This is a genomic window from Streptomyces albicerus (assembly GCF_008905045.1).
GTDB classification, from domain to species: domain Bacteria; phylum Actinomycetota; class Actinomycetes; order Streptomycetales; family Streptomycetaceae; genus Streptomyces; species Streptomyces albicerus.
Map to the genome: position 1 here is coordinate 64533 of NZ_VWMY01000026.1, position 18414 is coordinate 82946.

13 protein-coding genes, 1 pseudogene and 1 riboswitch are annotated in these 18414 nt (G+C 72.3%); all 14 genes and pseudogenes read left to right on the plus strand.

What is annotated here, in order from left to right; genetic code table 11:
- The first annotated feature begins 2 nt into the window (after window positions 1-2).
- Window positions 3-224 carry a hypothetical protein gene (locus GAS53_RS24105; RefSeq protein WP_151479787.1) on the plus strand — a complete coding sequence of 74 codons (222 nt, stop codon included), beginning with the start codon at window positions 3-5 and terminating at the stop codon, window positions 222-224.
- A 121-nt stretch (window positions 225-345) separates the two neighbouring features.
- Window positions 346-489, plus strand: a riboswitch (cobalamin riboswitch).
- A 122-nt stretch (window positions 490-611) separates the two neighbouring features.
- The gene (locus GAS53_RS24110; RefSeq protein WP_151479788.1) at window positions 612-1553 is read left to right on the plus strand and encodes a cobalamin biosynthesis protein; all 942 of its coding nucleotides are present in this window, start codon (window positions 612-614) and stop codon (window positions 1551-1553) included.
- On the plus strand, window positions 1550-3058 hold the full coding sequence (locus tag GAS53_RS24115) for a cobyric acid synthase (RefSeq protein WP_151479789.1): 1509 nt from the start codon (window positions 1550-1552) through the stop codon (window positions 3056-3058). Before GAS53_RS24110 ends, GAS53_RS24115 begins: the two co-directional genes overlap by 4 nt.
- The gene (cobN, locus tag GAS53_RS24120; RefSeq protein WP_151479790.1) at window positions 3055-6708 is read left to right on the plus strand and encodes a cobaltochelatase subunit CobN; all 3654 of its coding nucleotides are present in this window, start codon (window positions 3055-3057) and stop codon (window positions 6706-6708) included. The genes GAS53_RS24115 and cobN overlap by 4 nt, the downstream gene beginning before the upstream one ends.
- Entirely contained in the window at window positions 6705-8828 is a 2124-nt protein-coding gene (locus GAS53_RS24125) for a putative cobaltochelatase (RefSeq protein ID WP_151479791.1), read from the plus strand. Before cobN ends, GAS53_RS24125 begins: the two co-directional genes overlap by 4 nt.
- Entirely contained in the window at window positions 8828-9427 is a 600-nt protein-coding gene (cobO, locus tag GAS53_RS24130; protein WP_151479792.1) for a cob(I)yrinic acid a,c-diamide adenosyltransferase, read from the plus strand. The genes GAS53_RS24125 and cobO overlap by 1 nt, the downstream gene beginning before the upstream one ends.
- A complete protein-coding gene (locus GAS53_RS24135) occupies window positions 9424-10926 on the plus strand; it encodes a cobyrinate a,c-diamide synthase (RefSeq protein ID WP_151479793.1) in 1503 nt (500 codons plus the stop codon). Before cobO ends, GAS53_RS24135 begins: the two co-directional genes overlap by 4 nt.
- A complete protein-coding gene (gene cobI, locus GAS53_RS24140; protein WP_404829278.1) occupies window positions 10923-11657 on the plus strand; it encodes a precorrin-2 C(20)-methyltransferase in 735 nt (244 codons plus the stop codon). Before GAS53_RS24135 ends, cobI begins: the two co-directional genes overlap by 4 nt.
- 163 nt (window positions 11658-11820) lie before the next feature.
- Window positions 11821-12633, plus strand: a pseudogene (cobM, locus tag GAS53_RS24145) (precorrin-4 C(11)-methyltransferase); the annotation flags it as partial.
- A 92-nt stretch (window positions 12634-12725) separates the two neighbouring features.
- Window positions 12726-13979 (plus strand): precorrin-6y C5,15-methyltransferase (decarboxylating) subunit CbiE, encoded by a 1254-nt coding sequence (cbiE, locus tag GAS53_RS24150; RefSeq protein WP_151479796.1) that lies wholly within the window; start codon window positions 12726-12728, stop codon window positions 13977-13979.
- Complete coding sequence (gene cobJ, locus GAS53_RS24155) at window positions 13976-15697, plus strand: precorrin-3B C(17)-methyltransferase (protein WP_151479797.1); 1722 nt, start codon at window positions 13976-13978, stop codon at window positions 15695-15697. Before cbiE ends, cobJ begins: the two co-directional genes overlap by 4 nt.
- On the plus strand, window positions 15694-16341 hold the full coding sequence (locus GAS53_RS24160; protein WP_225859052.1) for a precorrin-8X methylmutase: 648 nt from the start codon (window positions 15694-15696) through the stop codon (window positions 16339-16341). The genes cobJ and GAS53_RS24160 overlap by 4 nt, the downstream gene beginning before the upstream one ends.
- Window positions 16338-17264, plus strand: a complete 927-nt coding sequence (locus GAS53_RS24165; RefSeq protein ID WP_151479798.1) for a sirohydrochlorin chelatase — start codon at window positions 16338-16340, stop codon at window positions 17262-17264. Before GAS53_RS24160 ends, GAS53_RS24165 begins: the two co-directional genes overlap by 4 nt.
- Window positions 17254-18357, plus strand: a complete 1104-nt coding sequence (gene cobC, locus GAS53_RS24170; RefSeq protein ID WP_151479799.1) for an Rv2231c family pyridoxal phosphate-dependent protein CobC — start codon at window positions 17254-17256, stop codon at window positions 18355-18357. Before GAS53_RS24165 ends, cobC begins: the two co-directional genes overlap by 11 nt.
- Window positions 18358-18414: the final 57 nt, after the last annotated feature.

Consider the following 18414-nt stretch of genomic DNA (forward strand, 5'->3'; position numbering starts at 1 on the left):
GCATGCACATCGACTGGGCAGCCCTCGGCTCCGTCTTCGGAGTCAGCCTCATCGTCACCGTCGCCCTCGTGGGCCTCTTCACCCTCGGCATCGTCGGCCTCTCCAAGCGCGAGGCGGCCTCCGCCCAGGGCGACTCCGCGACCCTCGCGGTCACCGGCGCGTACGCCTGCTTCGCGGCCTGCGCGGCGGCCGTGACGTACGGGATCTATCTGATCGTCGCCTGACGCCCACCGCACCTCCGCCTGTACGACGACGCCCCGCCGACCCCCTGGTCGGCGGGGCGTCGTCGTATCCCCGTGTGGGCCTCAGCACACTCTCCCTTCGCAGGTCAACAGCAAGTTGACGGGTGTTCGCGGGCGTGGTGGACTGCCGGAGCCATGTACGGCGGCAGGAGAGGAAGCCGGTGTGAATCCGGCGCGGTCCCGCCACTGTTACCGGGGAATTCATCCCCCGGGAGCCAGGAACTCTCGCCGTCGGTCTCGTCGAACCAGGGCGTGGACACCCTGAGTGAGGACATATCGCCATGCGCGGCCGCCTGTTGTGGACCAGTGTGCCCAGTACGAGGGTGCTGCGGACGAGGATTCCGTCTTACGTAGCGGCGGGCTGAACCGATGCGTGCCGATCGCGTCTTCGCGTACGGCGCCGCCGCCGGCCTCCTCGGTGACCTGTTGCTCGGCGATCCCCGCCGGGGACATCCGGTCGCCGCGTTCGGGCGGGCCGCGGGAGCCGTGGAGCGGGTGCTGTGGCGGGACCACCGCGGGTGGGGCGCCCTGCACACCGCCGTGTGTGTGGGTGGTGCCGCCGGACTCGCCGCGCTCGCGAGCCGTTCCGTACGTACGTCACGTACCGCGTCCATCGCGCTGACCGCCGCCGCCACTTGGGCCGTCGTGGGCGGGACGTCGCTCGGACGTGAGGCCCGGGCCGTCGGCGGGGCGCTCGCCGCCGGGGACGTCGAGGTGGCCCGGGAGCGGCTGCCGCACCTGTGCGGGCGGGATCCGCAGGCGCTGGACGCCGGCGGGATCGCCCGGGCCGTGGTCGAGTCCGTCGCGGAGAACACCTCCGACGCCGTGGTGGGCGCCCTCGTGTGGGGCGCCGCGGCCGGTGTGCCGGGGCTCGTCGGGTTCCGTGCCGTCAACACGCTGGACGCCATGGTCGGGCACAAGTCGGCCAAGTACCGGCGGTACGGGTGGGCTTCGGCCCGGCTCGACGATGTCGCGGGGTGGCCGGGGGCCCGGCTGACGGCTGTCCTCGCGGCCGTTGCCGGGGGCAGTCCGCGGAGGGCCGTCAACGCCTGGCGCGCCGACGCCGCCAAGCACCCGAGCCCCAACGCCGGGCCCGTGGAGGCCTCGTTCGCGGGGGCGTTGGGTGTGCGGCTGGGCGGGACGCTCTCGTACGCGGGAAGGGTCGAGCACCGGCCCGTACTCAATGGTGAGGGGCGGGCCGTGGAGGTCGGGGACATCGAGCGGGCCGTACGGCTCTCGCGGCGCGTGAGCTGGCTCGCGCTCGGCGTGAGTGTCGCCGGGCGGCTCCTCCTGAAAGGGCGTACGTCATGAGCGGGGGGCTGCTCGTCGCCGGCACCACCTCCGACGCGGGCAAGAGCGTCGTGACCGCCGGGATCTGCCGGTGGCTGGTGCGGCAGGGCGTCAAGGTCGCGCCCTTCAAGGCGCAGAACATGTCGCTCAATTCGTTCGTCACGCGGGAGGGCGCGGAGATCGGGCGGGCGCAGGCCATGCAGGCACAGGCCGCGCGCGTGGAGCCCACCGCGCTGATGAATCCCGTGCTGCTCAAGCCGGGCAGTGACAGGAGCAGTCAGGTCGTGCTCATGGGCAGGCCCGTGGGAGAGCTGAGTGCCCGCGGCTACCACGGCGGACGCCAGGAGGCGCTGCTCGGGACCGTGTTGGACTGCCTGGCCGAGTTGCGGGGCACGTATGACGCGGTGATCTGTGAGGGGGCGGGCAGTCCCGCCGAGATCAATCTGCGGCGGACGGACATCGTGAACATGGGGATCGCGCGCAATGCGCGGCTGCCCGTGCTCGTGGTCGGCGACATCGACCGTGGGGGTGTCTTCGCCTCCTTCTTCGGGACGGTGGCCCTGCTGTCGCGGGAGGACCAGGAGCTCGTCGCCGGGTTCCTCGTCAACAAGTTCCGCGGTGACGTGTCCTTGCTGGAGCCCGGCCTCGACATGTTGAAGAGCCTCACCGGGCGTCGTACGTACGGGGTTCTCCCCTTCCGGCACGGCCTCGGCATCGACGAGGAGGACGGACTGCGGGTCTCGCTGAGGGGCTCGGTCCGGGAGTCCGAGGTCTCCTCCCCCGTCGGTGAGGACATCCTCCGCGTCGCCGTCTGCGCGATCCCCCTGATGTCCAACTTCACGGACGTGGACGCCCTGGCCGCCGAACCGGGCGTCGTCGTGCGGTTCGTGGACCGGGCGGAGGAGCTGGCCGACGCCGACCTGGTCGTCGTGCCCGGCACCCGGGGCACGGTCAGGGCCCTGGAGTGGCTGCGGGAGCGCGGGCTCGCGGACGCCATCTCCAGAAGGGCCGCGGAGGGGCGTCCCGTCCTGGGCATCTGCGGCGGCTTCCAGGTCCTCGGCGAACACATCGAGGACGAGGTCGAGTCGCGCGCGGGCCATGTCGAAGGGCTCGGACTCCTCCCCGTACGCGTGCGGTTCGCGCGCGAGAAGACCCTCACGCGGCCCGTCGGCGAGGCGCTCGGCGAGCACGTCGAGGGGTACGAGATCCATCACGGCATCGCCCAGGTCACGGGCGGGGAACCCTTCTTGGACGGCTGCCGGGTCGGCGAGGTCTGGGGCACGCACTGGCACGGCTCGCTGGAGGCGGACGGTTTCCGGCGCGCCTTCCTGCGCGAGGTGGCGGCCGCCGCGGGCCGTCGCTTCGTACCGGCCGTCGGCACGTCGTTCGCGGCGCTGCGCGAGGAGCAGCTGGACCGGCTCGGCGATCTGATCGAGGAACACGCGGACACGGACGCGCTGTGGCGGCTCATCGAGTCCGGCGCGCCGACAGGACTGCCTTTCATTCCACCGGGAGCACCCGCATGAGCACAGTGTTGTTGTTGTCGACCGCCGACACGGATCTGCTGGCGGCCCGTGCCTCCGGCGCCGCGTACCGGATCGGCAATCCGACCCGCGTGGATGTCGCGGAGGAGCTTCCCGCGCTCCTCGATGGCGCGGACATCGCCGTCGTACGGCTGTTGGGCGGCAAGCGGGCCTGGGAGGACGGGCTCGCCGCGCTGAAGGCGTCCGGCATCCCGACCGTGCTGCTCGGCGGGGAGACCGTCCCCGACGCGGAGTTGATGGCCGAGTCGTCCGTGCCCGCCGGCGTCGTCGCGGAGGCGCTCCGCTACCTCGTCGAGGGCGGCCCGGAGAACCTCACCGAGATGGCCCGCTTCCTCTCCGACACCGTGCTGCTGACCGGCGAGGGCTTCGAAGAGCCGCGGAAGATGCCGGAGTACGGGGTCCACGGCGACCCTGTGCTCGACACGGTCCGCCCGACCGTGGCCGTGCTCTTCTACCGGGCCCATGAGCTGAGCGGCAACACCGCGTTCGTGGACACCCTGTGCGAGGCGATCGAAGCGCGCGGCGCCAACGCCCTTGCCGTGTACTGCGGTTCGCTGCGCGGCGCCGAGTCAGGTGTGTACGAGCTCCTCGACGGCGCGGACGCGCTGATCACCACCGTCCTCGCGGCCGGCGGCACGCACGCCTCGGAGGCGTCCGCCGGCGGCGCCGAGGAGGCCTGGGACGTCGGCGCGCTCACCATCCTCGACATTCCTGTCCTGCAAGGGCTCTGTCTCACCTCCTCGCAGGCCGCGTGGGACGCGTCCGACGCCGCCCTGTCCCCCATGGACGCGGCGATGCAGGTCGCGATCCCGGAGTTCGACGGACGGCTCATCACGGTCCCCTTCTCCTTCAAGGAGCAGGGCCCCGACGATGTCCCGGTGTACGTCGCCGACCCCGAGCGGGCCGCGCGCGTCGCCGGAATCGCCGTGCGCCACGCCCGGTTGAGGCACAAGCCGAACGAGGACAAGAAACTCGCGCTCGTCTTCACCGCCTATCCGACCAAGCACTCACGGGTCGGGAACGCGGTCGGACTCGACACCCCCGCTTCAGCGGTACGGGTCCTCGACGCGCTGCGGGACGCCGGGTACGCCCTGACCGAATACCCGGACAACGGCGACGAGTTGATCCACCGGCTCATCAACGCCGGTGGCCACGACGTCGAATGGCTCACGGAGGAACAGCTCGCCGCCGCCCCGGCGCGCGTCCCGCTGGCCGACTATCAGGCGTGGTTCGACAAGCTCGACCCCGAGTTGCGCGACGGGATGCTGGAGGCGTGGGGCGAGCCGCCGGGCTCCCTTTACGTGGACGGCGACGACATTGTGCTGGCCTCCCTCCAGTTCGGGAACGTCGTCGTGATGATCCAGCCGCCGCGCGGCTTCGGCGAGAACCCGATCGCGATCTACCACGACCCGGACATGCCGCCGTCGCACCACTACATGGCGGCGTACAGGTGGCTCGAGAACAGTTTCGGCGCGGACGCGATCGTGCACATGGGCAAGCACGGCACGATGGAGTGGCTGCCCGGCAAGGGACTCGGGCTGAGCGGGGGCTGCGCTCCGGACGCGGTCCTCGGCGAACTCCCCCTGATCTACCCCTTCATCGTCAACGACCCCGGCGAGGGCACCCAGGCCAAGCGCCGCGGGCACGCCACGGTCGTCGACCACCTCGTACCGCCGATGGCGCGCGCGGACACATACGGCGATCTCGCGAAGCTGGAGCAACTCCTCGACGAGTACGCGCTCGTGTCCGACCTGGACCCGACGAAGGCGCCGGCCGTGCGGGCCCAGATCTGGACGCTGGTCAAGGCGGCCGAGCTGCACCACGACCTGCATGTGGACGAGCAGCCGGACGACACCGCGTTCGACGAGTTCGTCATGCACATCGACGGCTATCTCTGCGAGATCAAGGACGTGCAGATCCGCGACGGACTGCACATCCTGGGCGGCGGCCCGGAGGCCGAGCCGCGCGTCAACCTCGTGCTGGCCGTGCTGCGGGCCTCGCAGGTGTGGGGCGGCGCGGCGAACGCGCTGCCGGGGCTGCGGGCGTGCCTCGCCGAGCATTTCGGCCTGGTCGAGAAGGAGTTGCTGGGCGAGCCGGGTGCGCCGGTGAAGGTGCCGGTCGAGCTGACGGACCTGGTCACGGGCCCCTCGCGGACGGCGGCGGACGCGATCGACCTCCTGGAGATCCTGTGCCGCCGGGCGGCGGAGGGCATGGAGGAGCGCGGCTGGGACGTCACGGCAGTCCCGGCTCTCGTACGCGACGTGCTGGGCACCGAACTCCCGGACGCCGTCGCGGTGTTGGAGTTCGCCTGCCGTGAGGTCGTGCCGCGGCTCGCCCGTACGACGGACGAGATCGACCACATCCTCAAGGCGCTTGACGGCGGATACATCCCGGCGGGGCCCTCGGGCTCGCCGACCCGCGGACTCGTGAACGTCCTGCCGACCGGGCGCAACTTCTACTCCGTCGACCCCAAGGCGATCCCGTCCAGGCTGAGTTGGGAGGTCGGGCAGTCGCTCGCCGACTCGCTCGTCCAGCGGTATCTCCAGGACACCGGCGCGTATCCGAAGTCCGTCGGTCTGACGGTCTGGGGCACGTCCGCGATGCGTACGCAGGGCGACGACATCGCGGAGATCCTGGCGCTGCTGGGCTGCCGGCCGGTGTGGGACGACGCGTCGCGCCGGGTGACCGGTTTCGAGGTCGTAGGTCTGGAGGAGCTGGGCCGGCCGCGCATCGACGTCACGGTCCGGATCTCCGGCTTCTTCCGGGACGCGTTCCCGCATGTGGTCGGGCTGATCGACGACGCGGTACGGGCCGTCGCGGACCTGGACGAGCCGGCCGACCGGAACTACGTCCGCGCGCACGCCGACGAGGACACCGCCGAGCACGGCGACCGGCGGCGCGCGACGGCCCGTATCTTCGGCTCCAAGCCGGGCGCGTACGGGGCCGGCCTGCTGCCGCTGATCGACGCGCGCAACTGGCGCTCCGACGCGGACCTCGCCGAGGTGTACGCGGTGTGGGGCGGTTACGCGTACGGGCGCGGGCTCGAAGGACGGGCGGCGCGCGGGGACATGGAGACGGCGTTCAAGCGCATCGCCGTGGCCGCCAAGAACGTCGACACCCGCGAGCACGATCTCGTCGACGCGGACGACTACTTCCAGTACCACGGCGGCATGGTCGCCATGGTGCGCCATCTGACGGGAGCCTCCCCCGAGGCGTACGTCGGTGACTCCGCCGTGCCGGACCAGGTGAAGACCCGCACCCTCGGCGAGGAGACGCACCGCGTGTTCCGCGCCCGGGTCGTCAACCCGCGCTGGATGGCGGCGATGCGGCGCCACGGGTACAAGGGCGCCTTCGAGATGGCGGCGACCGTCGACTACCTCTTCGGGTACGACGCCACGGCCGGGGTCGTGGACGACTGGATGTACGAGAAGCTCAGCGCGGAGTACGTCTTCGACGCGGAGAACCGGGACTTCATGAAGAAGTCCAACCCCTGGGCGCTGCGGGGCATCACGGAACGGCTCCTCGAGGCGGCGGACCGCGGGCTGTGGGCCGAGCCGGACGCCGACACGCTGGAGCGGCTGCGCGCCACGTACCTGGAGCTCGAGGGCGACTTGGAGGGTGACGACCAGTGAGTACCCCGTTTCCGTTCACGGCCGTCGTCGGCCAGGACGACCTGCGGCTCGCGCTGCTGCTGAACGCCGTGTCGCCCGCGGTGGGCGGCGTACTCGTGCGCGGCGAAAAGGGCACCGCGAAGAGCACGGCTGTGCGCGCGCTGTCGGCGCTCATGCCCGAGGTGGACGTCGTCGCCGGGTGCCGGTTCTCGTGTGCGCCCACCGCTCCCGACCCGGCGTGTCCGGACGGGCCGCACGAGGTGGGGGCGGGGGTGTCCCGTCCGGCCCGGATGGTCGAACTGCCCGTCGGCGCCTCCGAGGACCGGCTCGTGGGCGCGCTGGACATCGAGCGTGCGCTGGCCGAGGGCGTGAAGGCCTTCGAGCCGGGCCTGTTGGCCGACGCGCACCGCGGAATCCTGTACGTGGACGAGGTCAATCTCCTCCACGACCACCTCGTCGACCTGCTGTTGGACGCGGCCGCGATGGGTGCCTCGTACGTGGAACGCGAGGGTGTGTCCGTACGGCATGCCGCGCGGTTCCTGCTCGTCGGGACCATGAACCCGGAAGAGGGCGAGCTGCGGCCGCAGTTGCTCGACCGGTTCGGGCTGACGGTCGAGGTCGCGGCCTCACGTGAGCCCGACCAGCGGGTGGAGGTCGTGCGGCGGCGGCTCGCGTACGACGACGATCCGGACGGGTTCGCGGCGCGGTGGGCCGACGAGGAGTCGGCGGTACGTGCGCGGATCGTGGCCGCGCGGGAGCTGTTGCCGTCCGTGCGGCTCGGGGACGGGGCGCTCAGGCAGATCGCGGCGACCTGTGCGGCGTTCGAGGTGGACGGCATGCGGGCCGACATCGTGATGGCCCGGACCGCCACCGCGTTGGCCGCGTGGGCAGGGCGGACGGATGTGCTGGCCGAGGATGTGCGGCAGGCCGCGCTGCTCGCCCTGCCGCATCGACGGCGACGCAATCCCTTTGACGCGCCGGGACTTGACGAGGACAAGCTCGACGAGACGTTGGAGGAGTTCGGGAGCGGGGAGGGTTCCGACGACTCCGGCGGTTCCGAGAGCTCTGACGGCTCCGACGGCTCTGGCGACGAGGATCCGGATCCGGACGGGCCTGGCGGGGGTGGCGGGCAGTCGCCTCAGGACGGGCCCGACGACGGCAGCGGCGACGGCAACGCCGAGAGTTCCGGTGAGGTGCCCGCGCAGGGCGAGCCCTCCGAGAGCGGGCAGGCGCCGTCTCCAGGCGCGGGCGAGCAGGCCCCCGTACGGGCCGCCGAACCCTTTCGCACGAAAATGCTGAGTGTGCCGGGTCTGGGCGAGGGTGCCGCCGGGCGGCGGTCACGGGCGCGTACCGAGCACGGGCGGACCACCGGGGCGCGACGGCCCCAAGGGGCGCTCACCAAGCTGCACTTGGCCGCCACCGTGCAGGCCGCGGCGCCGCATCAGCGGGCGCGCGGGCGGTGCGGGCCAGGGCTCGTCGTACGGCGCGACGATCTGCGGCAGGCCACGCGGGAGGGGCGTGAGGGGAACCTCGTGCTCTTCGTCGTGGACGCCTCCGGCTCGATGGCGGCCCGGCAGCGGATGAGTGCCGTGAAGGGTGCGGTGCTGTCGCTGCTGCTCGACGCCTATCAGCGGCGGGACAAGGTGGGGCTCGTGACCTTCCGGGGATCCTCGGCCGAGGTCGCGCTGCCGCCCACCTCTTCGGTGGACGCGGCCGCGGTGCGGCTGGAGTCGCTGCCCACGGGTGGGCGTACGCCGCTCGCGGCCGGGTTGCTCCGGGCGCGTGACGTGTTGCGGGTGGAGCGGCTGCGGGATCCGGCTCGGCGGGCGCTGGTGGTGGTCGTGACCGATGGGCGCGCGACAGAAGGAGGGGCGGCGCGAAGCGCCTCGGCCAGGGGCGGTGGCCGGGTGGCGGGCGGGCCGGAGCCGGTTGCCCTCGCCGGGCGGGCCGCTCGGCTGTTCGCCGTCGACGGGGTCGCGTCCGTTGTCGTCGACTGCGAGTCCGGGCCCGTGCGGCTCGGGCTGGCGGGGCAGCTCGCCGGTGAGCTGGGGGGTGCCGCCGTGACGTTGGACGAGCTGCGGGCCGACTCGATCGCCGGTCTGGTCAGGGATGTTCAGGGCAACAGCAGGAGGGCCGCGTAATGCCTCAGGGACAGCCGAGTGTCGTACCGGACGACGGACTGACCACCCGTCAGCGGCGGAATCGGCCGCTTGTCGTCGTGCACACCGGGGTGGGGAAGGGGAAGTCCACCGCCGCCTTCGGGCTCGCCTTGCGTGCCTGGAACCAGGGGTGGCCCATCGGGGTGTTCCAGTTCGTCAAGTCCGCGAAGTGGAAGGTCGGCGAGGAGAACGCCCTGCGCGTCCTCGGCGCCAGCGGTGAGGGCGGGTCCGTCGACTGGCACAAGATGGGCGAGGGCTGGTCGTGGGTGCAGCGCGACTCCCAGATGGACAACGAGGAGAAGGCCCGCGAGGGGTGGGAGCAGGTCAAGCGGGATCTCGCCGCAGAGACGTACAAGCTGTATGTGCTCGACGAGTTCGCGTACCCCATGCACTGGGGGTGGGTGGATGTCGATGAGGTGGTCGCCGTGCTGCGGGATCGGCCCGGGACCCAGCATGTCGTGATCACCGGGCGCAACGCTCCCGAGAAGCTCGTCGAGTTCGCCGATCTCGTGACCGACATGTCCAAGGTCAAGCATCCGATGGACACCGGTCAGAAGGGGCAGAGGGGCATCGAGTGGTGAGTTCTTCCGTCCCTCGGCTGGTCATTGCCGCGCCCTCTTCGGGCAGTGGCAAGACCACCGTCGCCACCGGGTTGATGGCCGCGTTCGCCTCGCGGGGCCTTGCCGTGTCCTCGCACAAGGTCGGGCCCGACTACATCGATCCCGGGTATCACGCGCTCGCCACCGGGCGGGTGGGGCGGAATCTCGATGCGTATCTGTGTGGGGCGGAGTTGGTCGCACCGCTGTTCGCTCATGGGGCGCGGGGGTGTGATCTTGCCGTCGTCGAAGGTGTGATGGGGCTGTTCGACGGGGCCGCGGGGGAAGGGGAGCTGGCCTCCACCGCTCATGTGGCGAAGTTGCTGCGGGCGCCTGTGGTGTTGGTCGTGGATGCCTCTTCGCTGTCTCGGTCCGTGGCCGCGCTGGTGCATGGGTTTGCTTCCTGGGATCCGGAGGTGCGGATCGGTGGGGTGATCCTCAACAAGGTCGGGTCCGAGCGGCATGAGTCGCTTCTGCGGGAGGCGTTGGATCAGTCGGGGGTGCCGGTTCTCGGTGTCCTGCGGCGGGCTGAGCAGGTGGGTACGCCGTCTCGGCATCTTGGGCTGGTGCCGGTCGCCGAGCGGCGGGCGGGGGCGGTTGCGGCTGTGGAGGCGATGGCCGCGCAGGTGCGGGACGGGTGTGATCTGGATGCGTTGTTCGCGTTGGCGCGCGGTGCGGGGGTGTTGTCGGGTGCGGCTTGGGATGCGGCTGAGGTCGTAGCTCTTTCGCCCCCGCCGCCCCTTCCCGTTCCCGACCCTGGGGGCTCCGCCCCCAGACCCCCGTATCGGCCTGAACGGCCTCGTCCTCAAACGCCGGACGGGCTGGTTGTGCCTGGACTGGGCTCGAAGGTGACCAGTGGACCGGAGGCCGGCGGGCTGGAGAGACCCATAGTTGCCGTTGCCGGTGGTGCCGCCTTCACCTTTTCCTATGCCGAGCATGCCGAGTTGCTTGCCGCGGCCGGGGCCGAAGTTGTGACGTTCGATCCGCTTCGCGATGAGCAACTGCCGGACGGGACACGTGGGTTGGTGATCGGGGGCGGCTTCCCGGAGGTGTACGCCCCCGAGCTCTCCGCCAATGAACCCCTCCGCAAAGCCGTTGCCGCGCTTGCTGAGAGTGGAGCGCCGGTCGCCGCCGAATGTGCCGGGCTGCTCTACCTCTCCCGCGAGCTCGACGGGCAGCCCATGTGCGGGGTGATCGATGCGAAGGCGCGGATGGACGAGCGGCTCACGCTCGGGTATCGCGACGCCGTGGCCGTGAGCGACAGCGTGCTGGCGCCGGCCGGTACGCGGATGCGTGGGCATGAGTTTCACCGGACCGTGATGGAGCCCGGGGCGGGGGCCGCTCCCGCCTGGGGGCTGCGCGCTCCGGTGCGGCGAGTCGAAGGTTTCGTACAGCAGGGCGTGCACGCGAGCTATCTGCACACGCACTGGGCGTCCGCGCCCGGCGTCGCCCGTCGGTTTGTGGAGAGGTGTGTCGGGTCATGAGCAACAGCAGACTGGTCGGGATCGGGGTCGGGCCCGGGGATCCCGAGCTCGTGACCGTCAAGGGGGTCAACTGCCTTCGGGCGGCGGATGTCGTCGTCGTGCCCGTCATGGACAGCGGGGAGCGGGGGCGCGCCGAAGCGACCGTGCTGCACTACGTGCCCGAGGCGAAGGTCGTACGGGTCGTCTTCGCGCTGAACGAGCGGTCCGACCGGGAGCGGCGCGAAGCCGCCTGGGACGCCGCCGGGGAGCGGGTGGCCGGGCTGCTGCGTGACCAAGGGACCGTGGCGTTCGCGACCATCGGGGATCCGAATGTGTACTCCACCTTCACCTATCTCGCGCAGACCATCGAGCGTCTCGTACCGGGGGTCGTCGTCGAGACCGTGCCGGGTATCACCGCCATGCAGGACCTCGCCGCCCGGTCCGGGGCCGTTCTGACAGAGGGGACGGAACCGCTGACGCTCGTGCCCGTCACCGCCGGGGCCGCCGTGCTCAAGGACGCACTCAACGGGCCCGGGACCGTCGTCGCGTACAAGTTCGGGCGGCTCGCGGAGGAGGTCGCCGCGGCGTTGCGGGAGACCGGGCGGGTCGACGACGCGGTGTGGGGGTCCGCGCTGGGGCTGCCGGACGAGTCCATTCGGCCCGCGGCCGAGTTGGACGGCGCGCCGCTGCCCTACCTCTCGACGCTCATCGCGCCCGCCCGGCGCGACGGCGGACGCGGCGGCAAGCTGTGACGTACGTCAGAAAGCCCCGCATACGCACCTCACTCCGCGATGCCCACGCGCGCTGATGTCTCGTAGGACCGCCGGCACCCCAAGCATGCGAAGTAACCGAAGTAACCGAAGTACCCCAAGCACCCGTAGTACCCGAAGTGCTCGTAGGAGAGGACCCCATCCCATGGCCGATGCCCCCACCGGCAAGGTGACCTTCGTCGGGGCCGGGCCCGGTGCCGCCGACCTGCTGACGTTCCGTGCCGCGCGCGCCATCGCCGAGGCCGACGTCGTGATCTGGGCGGCCAGCCTGGTGCAGGCGGAGGTCCTCGAGCACGCGCGGGAGGGCGCCGAGATCCTGGACTCGGCGACCATGTCGTTGGAGGACGTCGTCGCCGTGTACGAGCGGGCCGCCGCGGACGGGCTGAAGGTGGCCCGCATCCACTCCGGCGACCCCGCGCTCTGGGGCGGTACGCAGGAGCAGGTCGACCGGTGCGCGGAGATCGGGATCGCGACCGAGATCGTGCCCGGTGTCTCCTCCTTCTCCGCCGTCGCCGCACTCGCCCAGCGCGAGCTGACCATCCCCGAGGTCGCGCAGTCCGTGATCCTCACCCGGCTCGGCGGCGGCAAGACGCCGATGCCGCCGGGGGAGGAAGTACGGGAGTTCGCGCGGCACGGGACCACCATGGCGCTGTTCCTCTCGGCCGCCCGCAGCGGGCAGCTCGTACGGGAACTGCTGGAGGGCGGCTACCCGACCTCCACTCCGGTCGTGGTCGCGTACCAGGCGACCTGGCCCGAGGAGCTGATCGTGAAGTGCACGATCGGCACGCTGGAGGAGACCGTCAAGGAGCACAAGCTCTGGAAGCACACGCTGTTCCTGGTCGGCCCGGCCCTCGACGCGCACGGCACGCGCTCGCACCTCTACCACCCCGGCCACTTCCACGGCTTCCGCAAGGCCGACCCGGAGGCCCGCAGGGCACTGCGGACGCGGGGTGCGACACGCGCGAAGGACACGTCGGACGCGACGGGTGCGGCTGCCGCGACGGGTACGGCTGCTGCGACGGGTACGGCTGGTGCCGCGGGTGCGACGCCGTGATCACCGTCGTCGGTACGGGCACGGGGGCGCCCCTTCCTCCGGACGCCGAGGCCGCGTTGGCCGGGGCGGGGCTCGTCGTGGGTGCCCTGCGGCATCTGGTCGCCGCGGCGCTGCCGGACACGGCCGAGCGGATCGTCCTCGGTCCGCTCGCGCCCGCCCTCGACGCGATCGAGCACTATCTGGAGAAGCCCGCCGATCAGGGGCGGGTCGTCGTGCTGGCCTCCGGGGATCCAGGGTTCTTCGGGATCGTACGGGCGCTCGCGGAGCGTTTCGGCGCCGGCCGGCTGGAGGTCCACCCCGGGGTGTCGTCCGTCGCCACCGCCTTCGCCCGGCTGGGCCTGACCTGGGACGACGCGGTGGTGGTGAGCGCGCACGGGCGTGATCCGCGGACCGCCGTGAACGTCTGCCGGGCGCACCCGAAGGTGGCGGTGCTGACCGGTCCGGGCTCCGGGCCCGCCGAGCTGGGGGCCGCGCTGCGGTCCAGTGAGCGGGTTCTGGTCGTGGCCTCCGCCCTGGGCTCGGGCTCGGAGGAGCTCGTCGAGCGGGTCACACCCGCCGAGGCCGCCGTCCGTGACTGGGGGCCGGCCGTGAGCGTCGTGCTGTGCCTCGACGAGTCACGCGTCCTCTCCCCCGTACGCACGGTCGCGGGGCCGCCGCCTGGGCCCGCCCAATGGGCCCTGGACGAGGGCGAGTTCACGCACCGCGACTCGATGATCACCAAGTTCGAGGTGCGGGCGCTGGCGCTGGCCCGGCTCGGGCCGCGGCTCGGTGAGCATGTGTGGGACATCGGCGCGGGCTCCGGCTCGGTCGCCGTGGAGTGCGCGCGGTTCGGGGCCGCCGTGACCGCCGTGGAGAAGACCCTGGACGGCGTGGAGCGGATACGCGCCAACGCCGCCGCGCACGGGGTCGACGTGACCGTCGTGCACGGTGCCGCGCCGACCGTGCTGTCCGACCTGCCCGACCCCGACGCAGTGTTCATCGGCGGGGGCGGGCGCGAACTGCCCGCCATCGTGACCGTCTGTGCACGGCGGGCGCGGCGGTCGGTCGTCGTGGCGATGGCCGCGCTCGACCGGGTTCCGGCGGTACGGGACGCGCTCGTCGCGGCCGGGCTCGAGTGCGACGGTGTACAGCTGCAGTCGTCCCGGCTCGCGCCGCTGCCCGGGGACGTCACCCGGCTCGCGGCGACCAACCCCGTTTTTCTGCTGTGGGGCGTCCGGCCTCCGGCGCGTAGTGAAGGAGTCGCTCAGTGATCGGCCTGATTTCCGCGACGGCCGCCGGCTCGGCGGGCTGTCAGCGGGTGGCCTCGGCCTGGCCAGGCCGTACCCGCGTGTACGAGGGGCCCGTGGGGGACGCCGTGCGGCGGGCCTTCGCGGAGTGTGAGCAGCTCGTGTGCTTCCTCGCCACGGGGGCCGTGGTGCGGCTCGTCGCGCCGCTGCTCATCGACAAGGCGTCCGACCCCGGGGTGGTGTGCGTCGACGAGGGCGGGCGGTTCGCGGTGTCCCTGGTCGGGGGCCACGGAGGTGGCGCGAACGAACTCGCCCGCGAGGTGGGCGAGTTGCTCGGCGCCGAGCCCGTGGTGACCACGGCGACCGACTCCGTCGGGGTACCCGGTCTCGACACGCTCGGTTTCCCCGTGGAGGGCGATGTGGCCGCGGTGTCCCGGGCCATGCTGGACGGGGAACCGGTCGCGCTGAAGGCGGAGTTGGCCTGGCCGCTGCCTCCGCTCCCGGTCGCCGCAGCCGCAGCCGCAGCCGCAGCCGCAGCCGGACAGTACTCAAGTCGACAGTATTCAATTCGCGTCACCGACAAGGTTGTTGAGCCCTCAGAGCGCGAAGTCGTCCTCCGGCCGCCCTCCCTCGTCGTCGGCGTGGGCTCCTCCAAGGGTGCTCCCGTCGACGAGGTGCTCGGACTCGTCCACGAAGCCCTCCGCGACGCCGGACTCTCCGCGAAGTCCGTCGCCGAGCTCGCCACCGTCGACGCCAAGGCCGGTGAGCCCGGCATCCTCGGGGCGGCCGAGCGGCTCGGGGTGACCGTGGTGACGTACAGCGCCGAGGAGTTGGCGGCGGTCGACGTGCCGAACCCCTCGGACGCGCCGCTCGCCGCCGTCGGCACCCCATCGGTGGCGGAGGCCGCGGCCCTGGTGCGCGGGGGTGAACTCCTCGTCCCCAAGCGCAAGTCCACAGCACAGCCGGCGATGGCGACCTGTGCGGTCGTACGCCGGGCGGCGCGCGGACGGCTCGCGGTGGTCGGGCTCGGACCGGGCGCCCGGGACCTCCTCACCCCGCGCGCGAAGGACGAACTGCGCCGGGCCTCCGTTCTCGTCGGGCTCGACCAGTACGTCGACCAGATCCGCGATCTGCTCCGCCCGGGCACCCGGATCCTGGAGTCGGGGCTCGGCGCCGAGGAAGAGCGGGCCCGAACCGCCGTGGCGGAGGCTCGGCTCGGGCAGGCCGTCGCCCTGATCGGCAGCGGCGACGCGGGCGTGTACGCGATGGCGTCGCCCGCGCTCGCGGAGGCGTCCGACGACATCGACGTGGTCGGAGTGCCGGGGGTGACCGCGGCACTCGCGGCCGGGGCGATCCTGGGCGCGCCGCTCGGCCACGACCACGTGTCGATCAGCCTCTCCGACCTGCACACGCCGTGGGAGGTCATCGAGCGCCGGGTGCGCGCGGCGGCCGAGGCCGACATCGTGGTCACCTTCTACAACCCGCGCAGCCGGGGCCGTGACTGGCAGCTTCCCAAGGCGCTCACGATCCTCGCCGAGCACCGGAAACCGACGACGCCCGTGGGGGTCGTACGCAACGCCTCGCGCCCGGACGAATCCAGCCGTCTCACCACCCTCGCGGGACTCGACCCGGCGACGGTGGACATGATGACGGTGGTGACCGTGGGCAACACGGCGACCCGTGAGATCGCCGGCCGCATGGTGACGCCGCGCGGCTACCGCTGGCAGGAGGAGCCCAAGTGAGCGGAGTAGGCGGAGCAAGCCGCGTCAGCCGCGTGTTCCCGGAGCCGCGGGTCGTGCACCCCATCGAGGAGGAGTCCTTCCGGCGGCTGCGGGCCCGTCTGGACACCTCGCGCTTTCCGCCGCTGACCCGGGCCGTCGTGGAGCGGGTGATCCACTCTGCCGCCGACCTCGACTACGCGAGCGATCTGGTGACCGACGAGGGCACCCTTGAGAAGGCACACCGGGCGCTGCACGACGGGGCGCCCGTGGTCGTGGACGTGGAGATGGTCGCGGCGGGGATCACGCGCCGCGAGACCGTGTGCCGGCTGAAGGACGCCAAATCCGGGCCGGGTCTTACCCGTTCGGCGCACGCGGTCCGGCTCGCGTACGAGCAGGTGGGGCCCGGCGCCCTCTGGGTGATCGGCTGCGCTCCGACCGCCCTCGAAGAGCTGCTCACGCTGGACGCCGCTCCGGCGCTCGTCATCGGTCTGCCCGTCGGCTTCGTCGGCGCGGCGGAGTCCAAGGCCGCGCTCCGCGAAAGCGGGCTGCCCGCCGTCAGCAACGTGTCCGAGAAGGGCGGTTCGGCGGTGGCCGCGGCCGCACTGAACGCCCTGCTGTATCACCCCGTATCTCATTCTCAGTCGAAGTCCGAGGAGAAATCGTGACCACCCCCGCCCCCGCCCTGCTCATCGCCGGACACGGCACCCGGGACGACGCGGGTGCCGAGGCCTTCCGCGACTTCGTACGGGAGTTGGGCCGCCGCAATCCCGAACTGCCCGTCGCGGGCGGCTTCATCGAGCTGTCCCCGCCGCCGCTCGGCGACGCGGTGACCGAGCTGGTCGAGCGGGGGGTGCGCCGGTTCGCCGCCGTCCCGCTGATGCTGGTGTCCGCCGGGCACGCCAAGGGTGACATCCCGGCCGCGCTGGCCCGCGAGAAGGAGCGGCACCCGGGGATCTCCTACACGTACGGGCGTCCGCTGGGCCCGCACCCGGCGCTGCTCGCCGTGCTGGAGCGGCGGCTCGACGAGGCGCTCGGCAGTTCGGTGCGTACGCCCGAGGACCGTGCCGAGGTGACCGTCCTGCTGGTCGGGCGCGGCTCGACCGACCCGGACGCCAACGCGGAGGTGCACAAGGCGGCGCGGCTGCTGTGGGAGGGGCGCGGTTACGCGGGCGTGGAGACGGCGTTCGTGTCGCTGGCCGCGCCGGACGTGCCGTCGGGCCTGGACCGCTGTGTACGGCTCGGCGCGCGGCGGATCGTCGTACTCCCCTACTTCCTGTTCACCGGCATCCTCCCGGACCGGGTGCTGCAACAGGCCGAGGGGTGGGCGGCCGCGCATCCGGAGGTCGAGGTGGTCTCCGCCGACGTCATCGGGCCGGAGCCCGAGCTGCTCGACCTGGTCATGGAGCGCTACCGGGAGGCGGTCAAGGGCGATCTGCGGATGAACTGCGACTCCTGCGTCTACCGCATCGCGCTGCCCGGCTTCGAGGACAAGGTGGGGCTCCCGCAGCAGCCGCACTTCCACCCGGACGACGACCACCATCACGGGCATCACCACCACGACGGCCACGCACACTCCCATGCGCACTGACAGCGACGGCAGAGACGGCCCCCGCCCCGAGGGGCATGCGCAGGCGCACGACCTGCGGCACCACGGCGACGCCGAGGTGCGCGACGACGGCTCGGCGCTCATCGACCTCGCGGTGAACGTGCGGTCCGGCACTCCCCCGGCCTGGCTGCGCGAGCACATCGCCGAGTCGCTGGGCGGGCTGGCCGCCTATCCGGACGGGCGGGCCGCGCGGGCCGCGGTCGCGGCGCGGCACGGGCTGCCCGTGGAGCGGGTGCTGCTCACGGCGGGTGCCGCGGAGGCCTTCGTGCTGCTCGCGCGCGCTCTGAAGGTCCGTCAACCCGTTGTCGTGCACCCCCAGTTCACCGAGCCCGAGGCGGCGCTGCGGGATGCCGGGCACACCGTGGACCGGGTGCTGCTGCGGGCGCAGGACGGCTTCCGGCTCGACCCGTCGGCCGTCCCCGAGGACGCGGACCTGGTCGTGATCGGCAATCCGACCAACCCGACGTCCGTCCTCCACCCGGCCGCCCGGATCGCCGAACTCGCCCGTCCCGGGCGGACGTTGGTGGTCGACGAGGCGTTCATGGACGCGGTGCCGGACGAACGGGAGGCGTTGGCCGGGCGGACGGATGTGCCGGGGCTCGTGGTGCTGCGCAGCCTCACGAAGACGTGGGGGCTGGCGGGGCTGCGGATCGGCTACGTGCTCGCGTCCCCCGAGACGATCGCCGGGCTCGAACGCGCCCAGCCGCTCTGGCCGGTGTCCTCTCCCGCCCTCGCCGCCGCCGAGGCCTGCATGACGCCGCGGGCCCTCGCGGAACAGGCCGATGCTGCGCGGCGTGTCGTCGTGGACCGGGCCCATCTGGTGGCGGGCCTCAGGGAGTTCGCCTCCGACGGGGTGCGCGTGATGGAGCCGGCCGAGGGGCCGTTCGTGCTCGTCCGCCTGCCCCGCGCGGCGGCCGTCCGCGCCCGCCTCCGCGGCCTCGGCTTCGCCGTGCGGCGCGGTGACACGTTCCCCGGGCTGGGGGAGGAGTGGCTACGGCTGGCGGTACGGGACCGGGCGACGGTGAACGGGTTTCTGCAGGCGCTGGATCGGGCGGTGATGCTGGGGGGTGGGTGAGGGGTTTTCTTCGCCCCCGCGGCTGGTAATTAGCCCCTCCGGCGTTTGAGGAGCGGG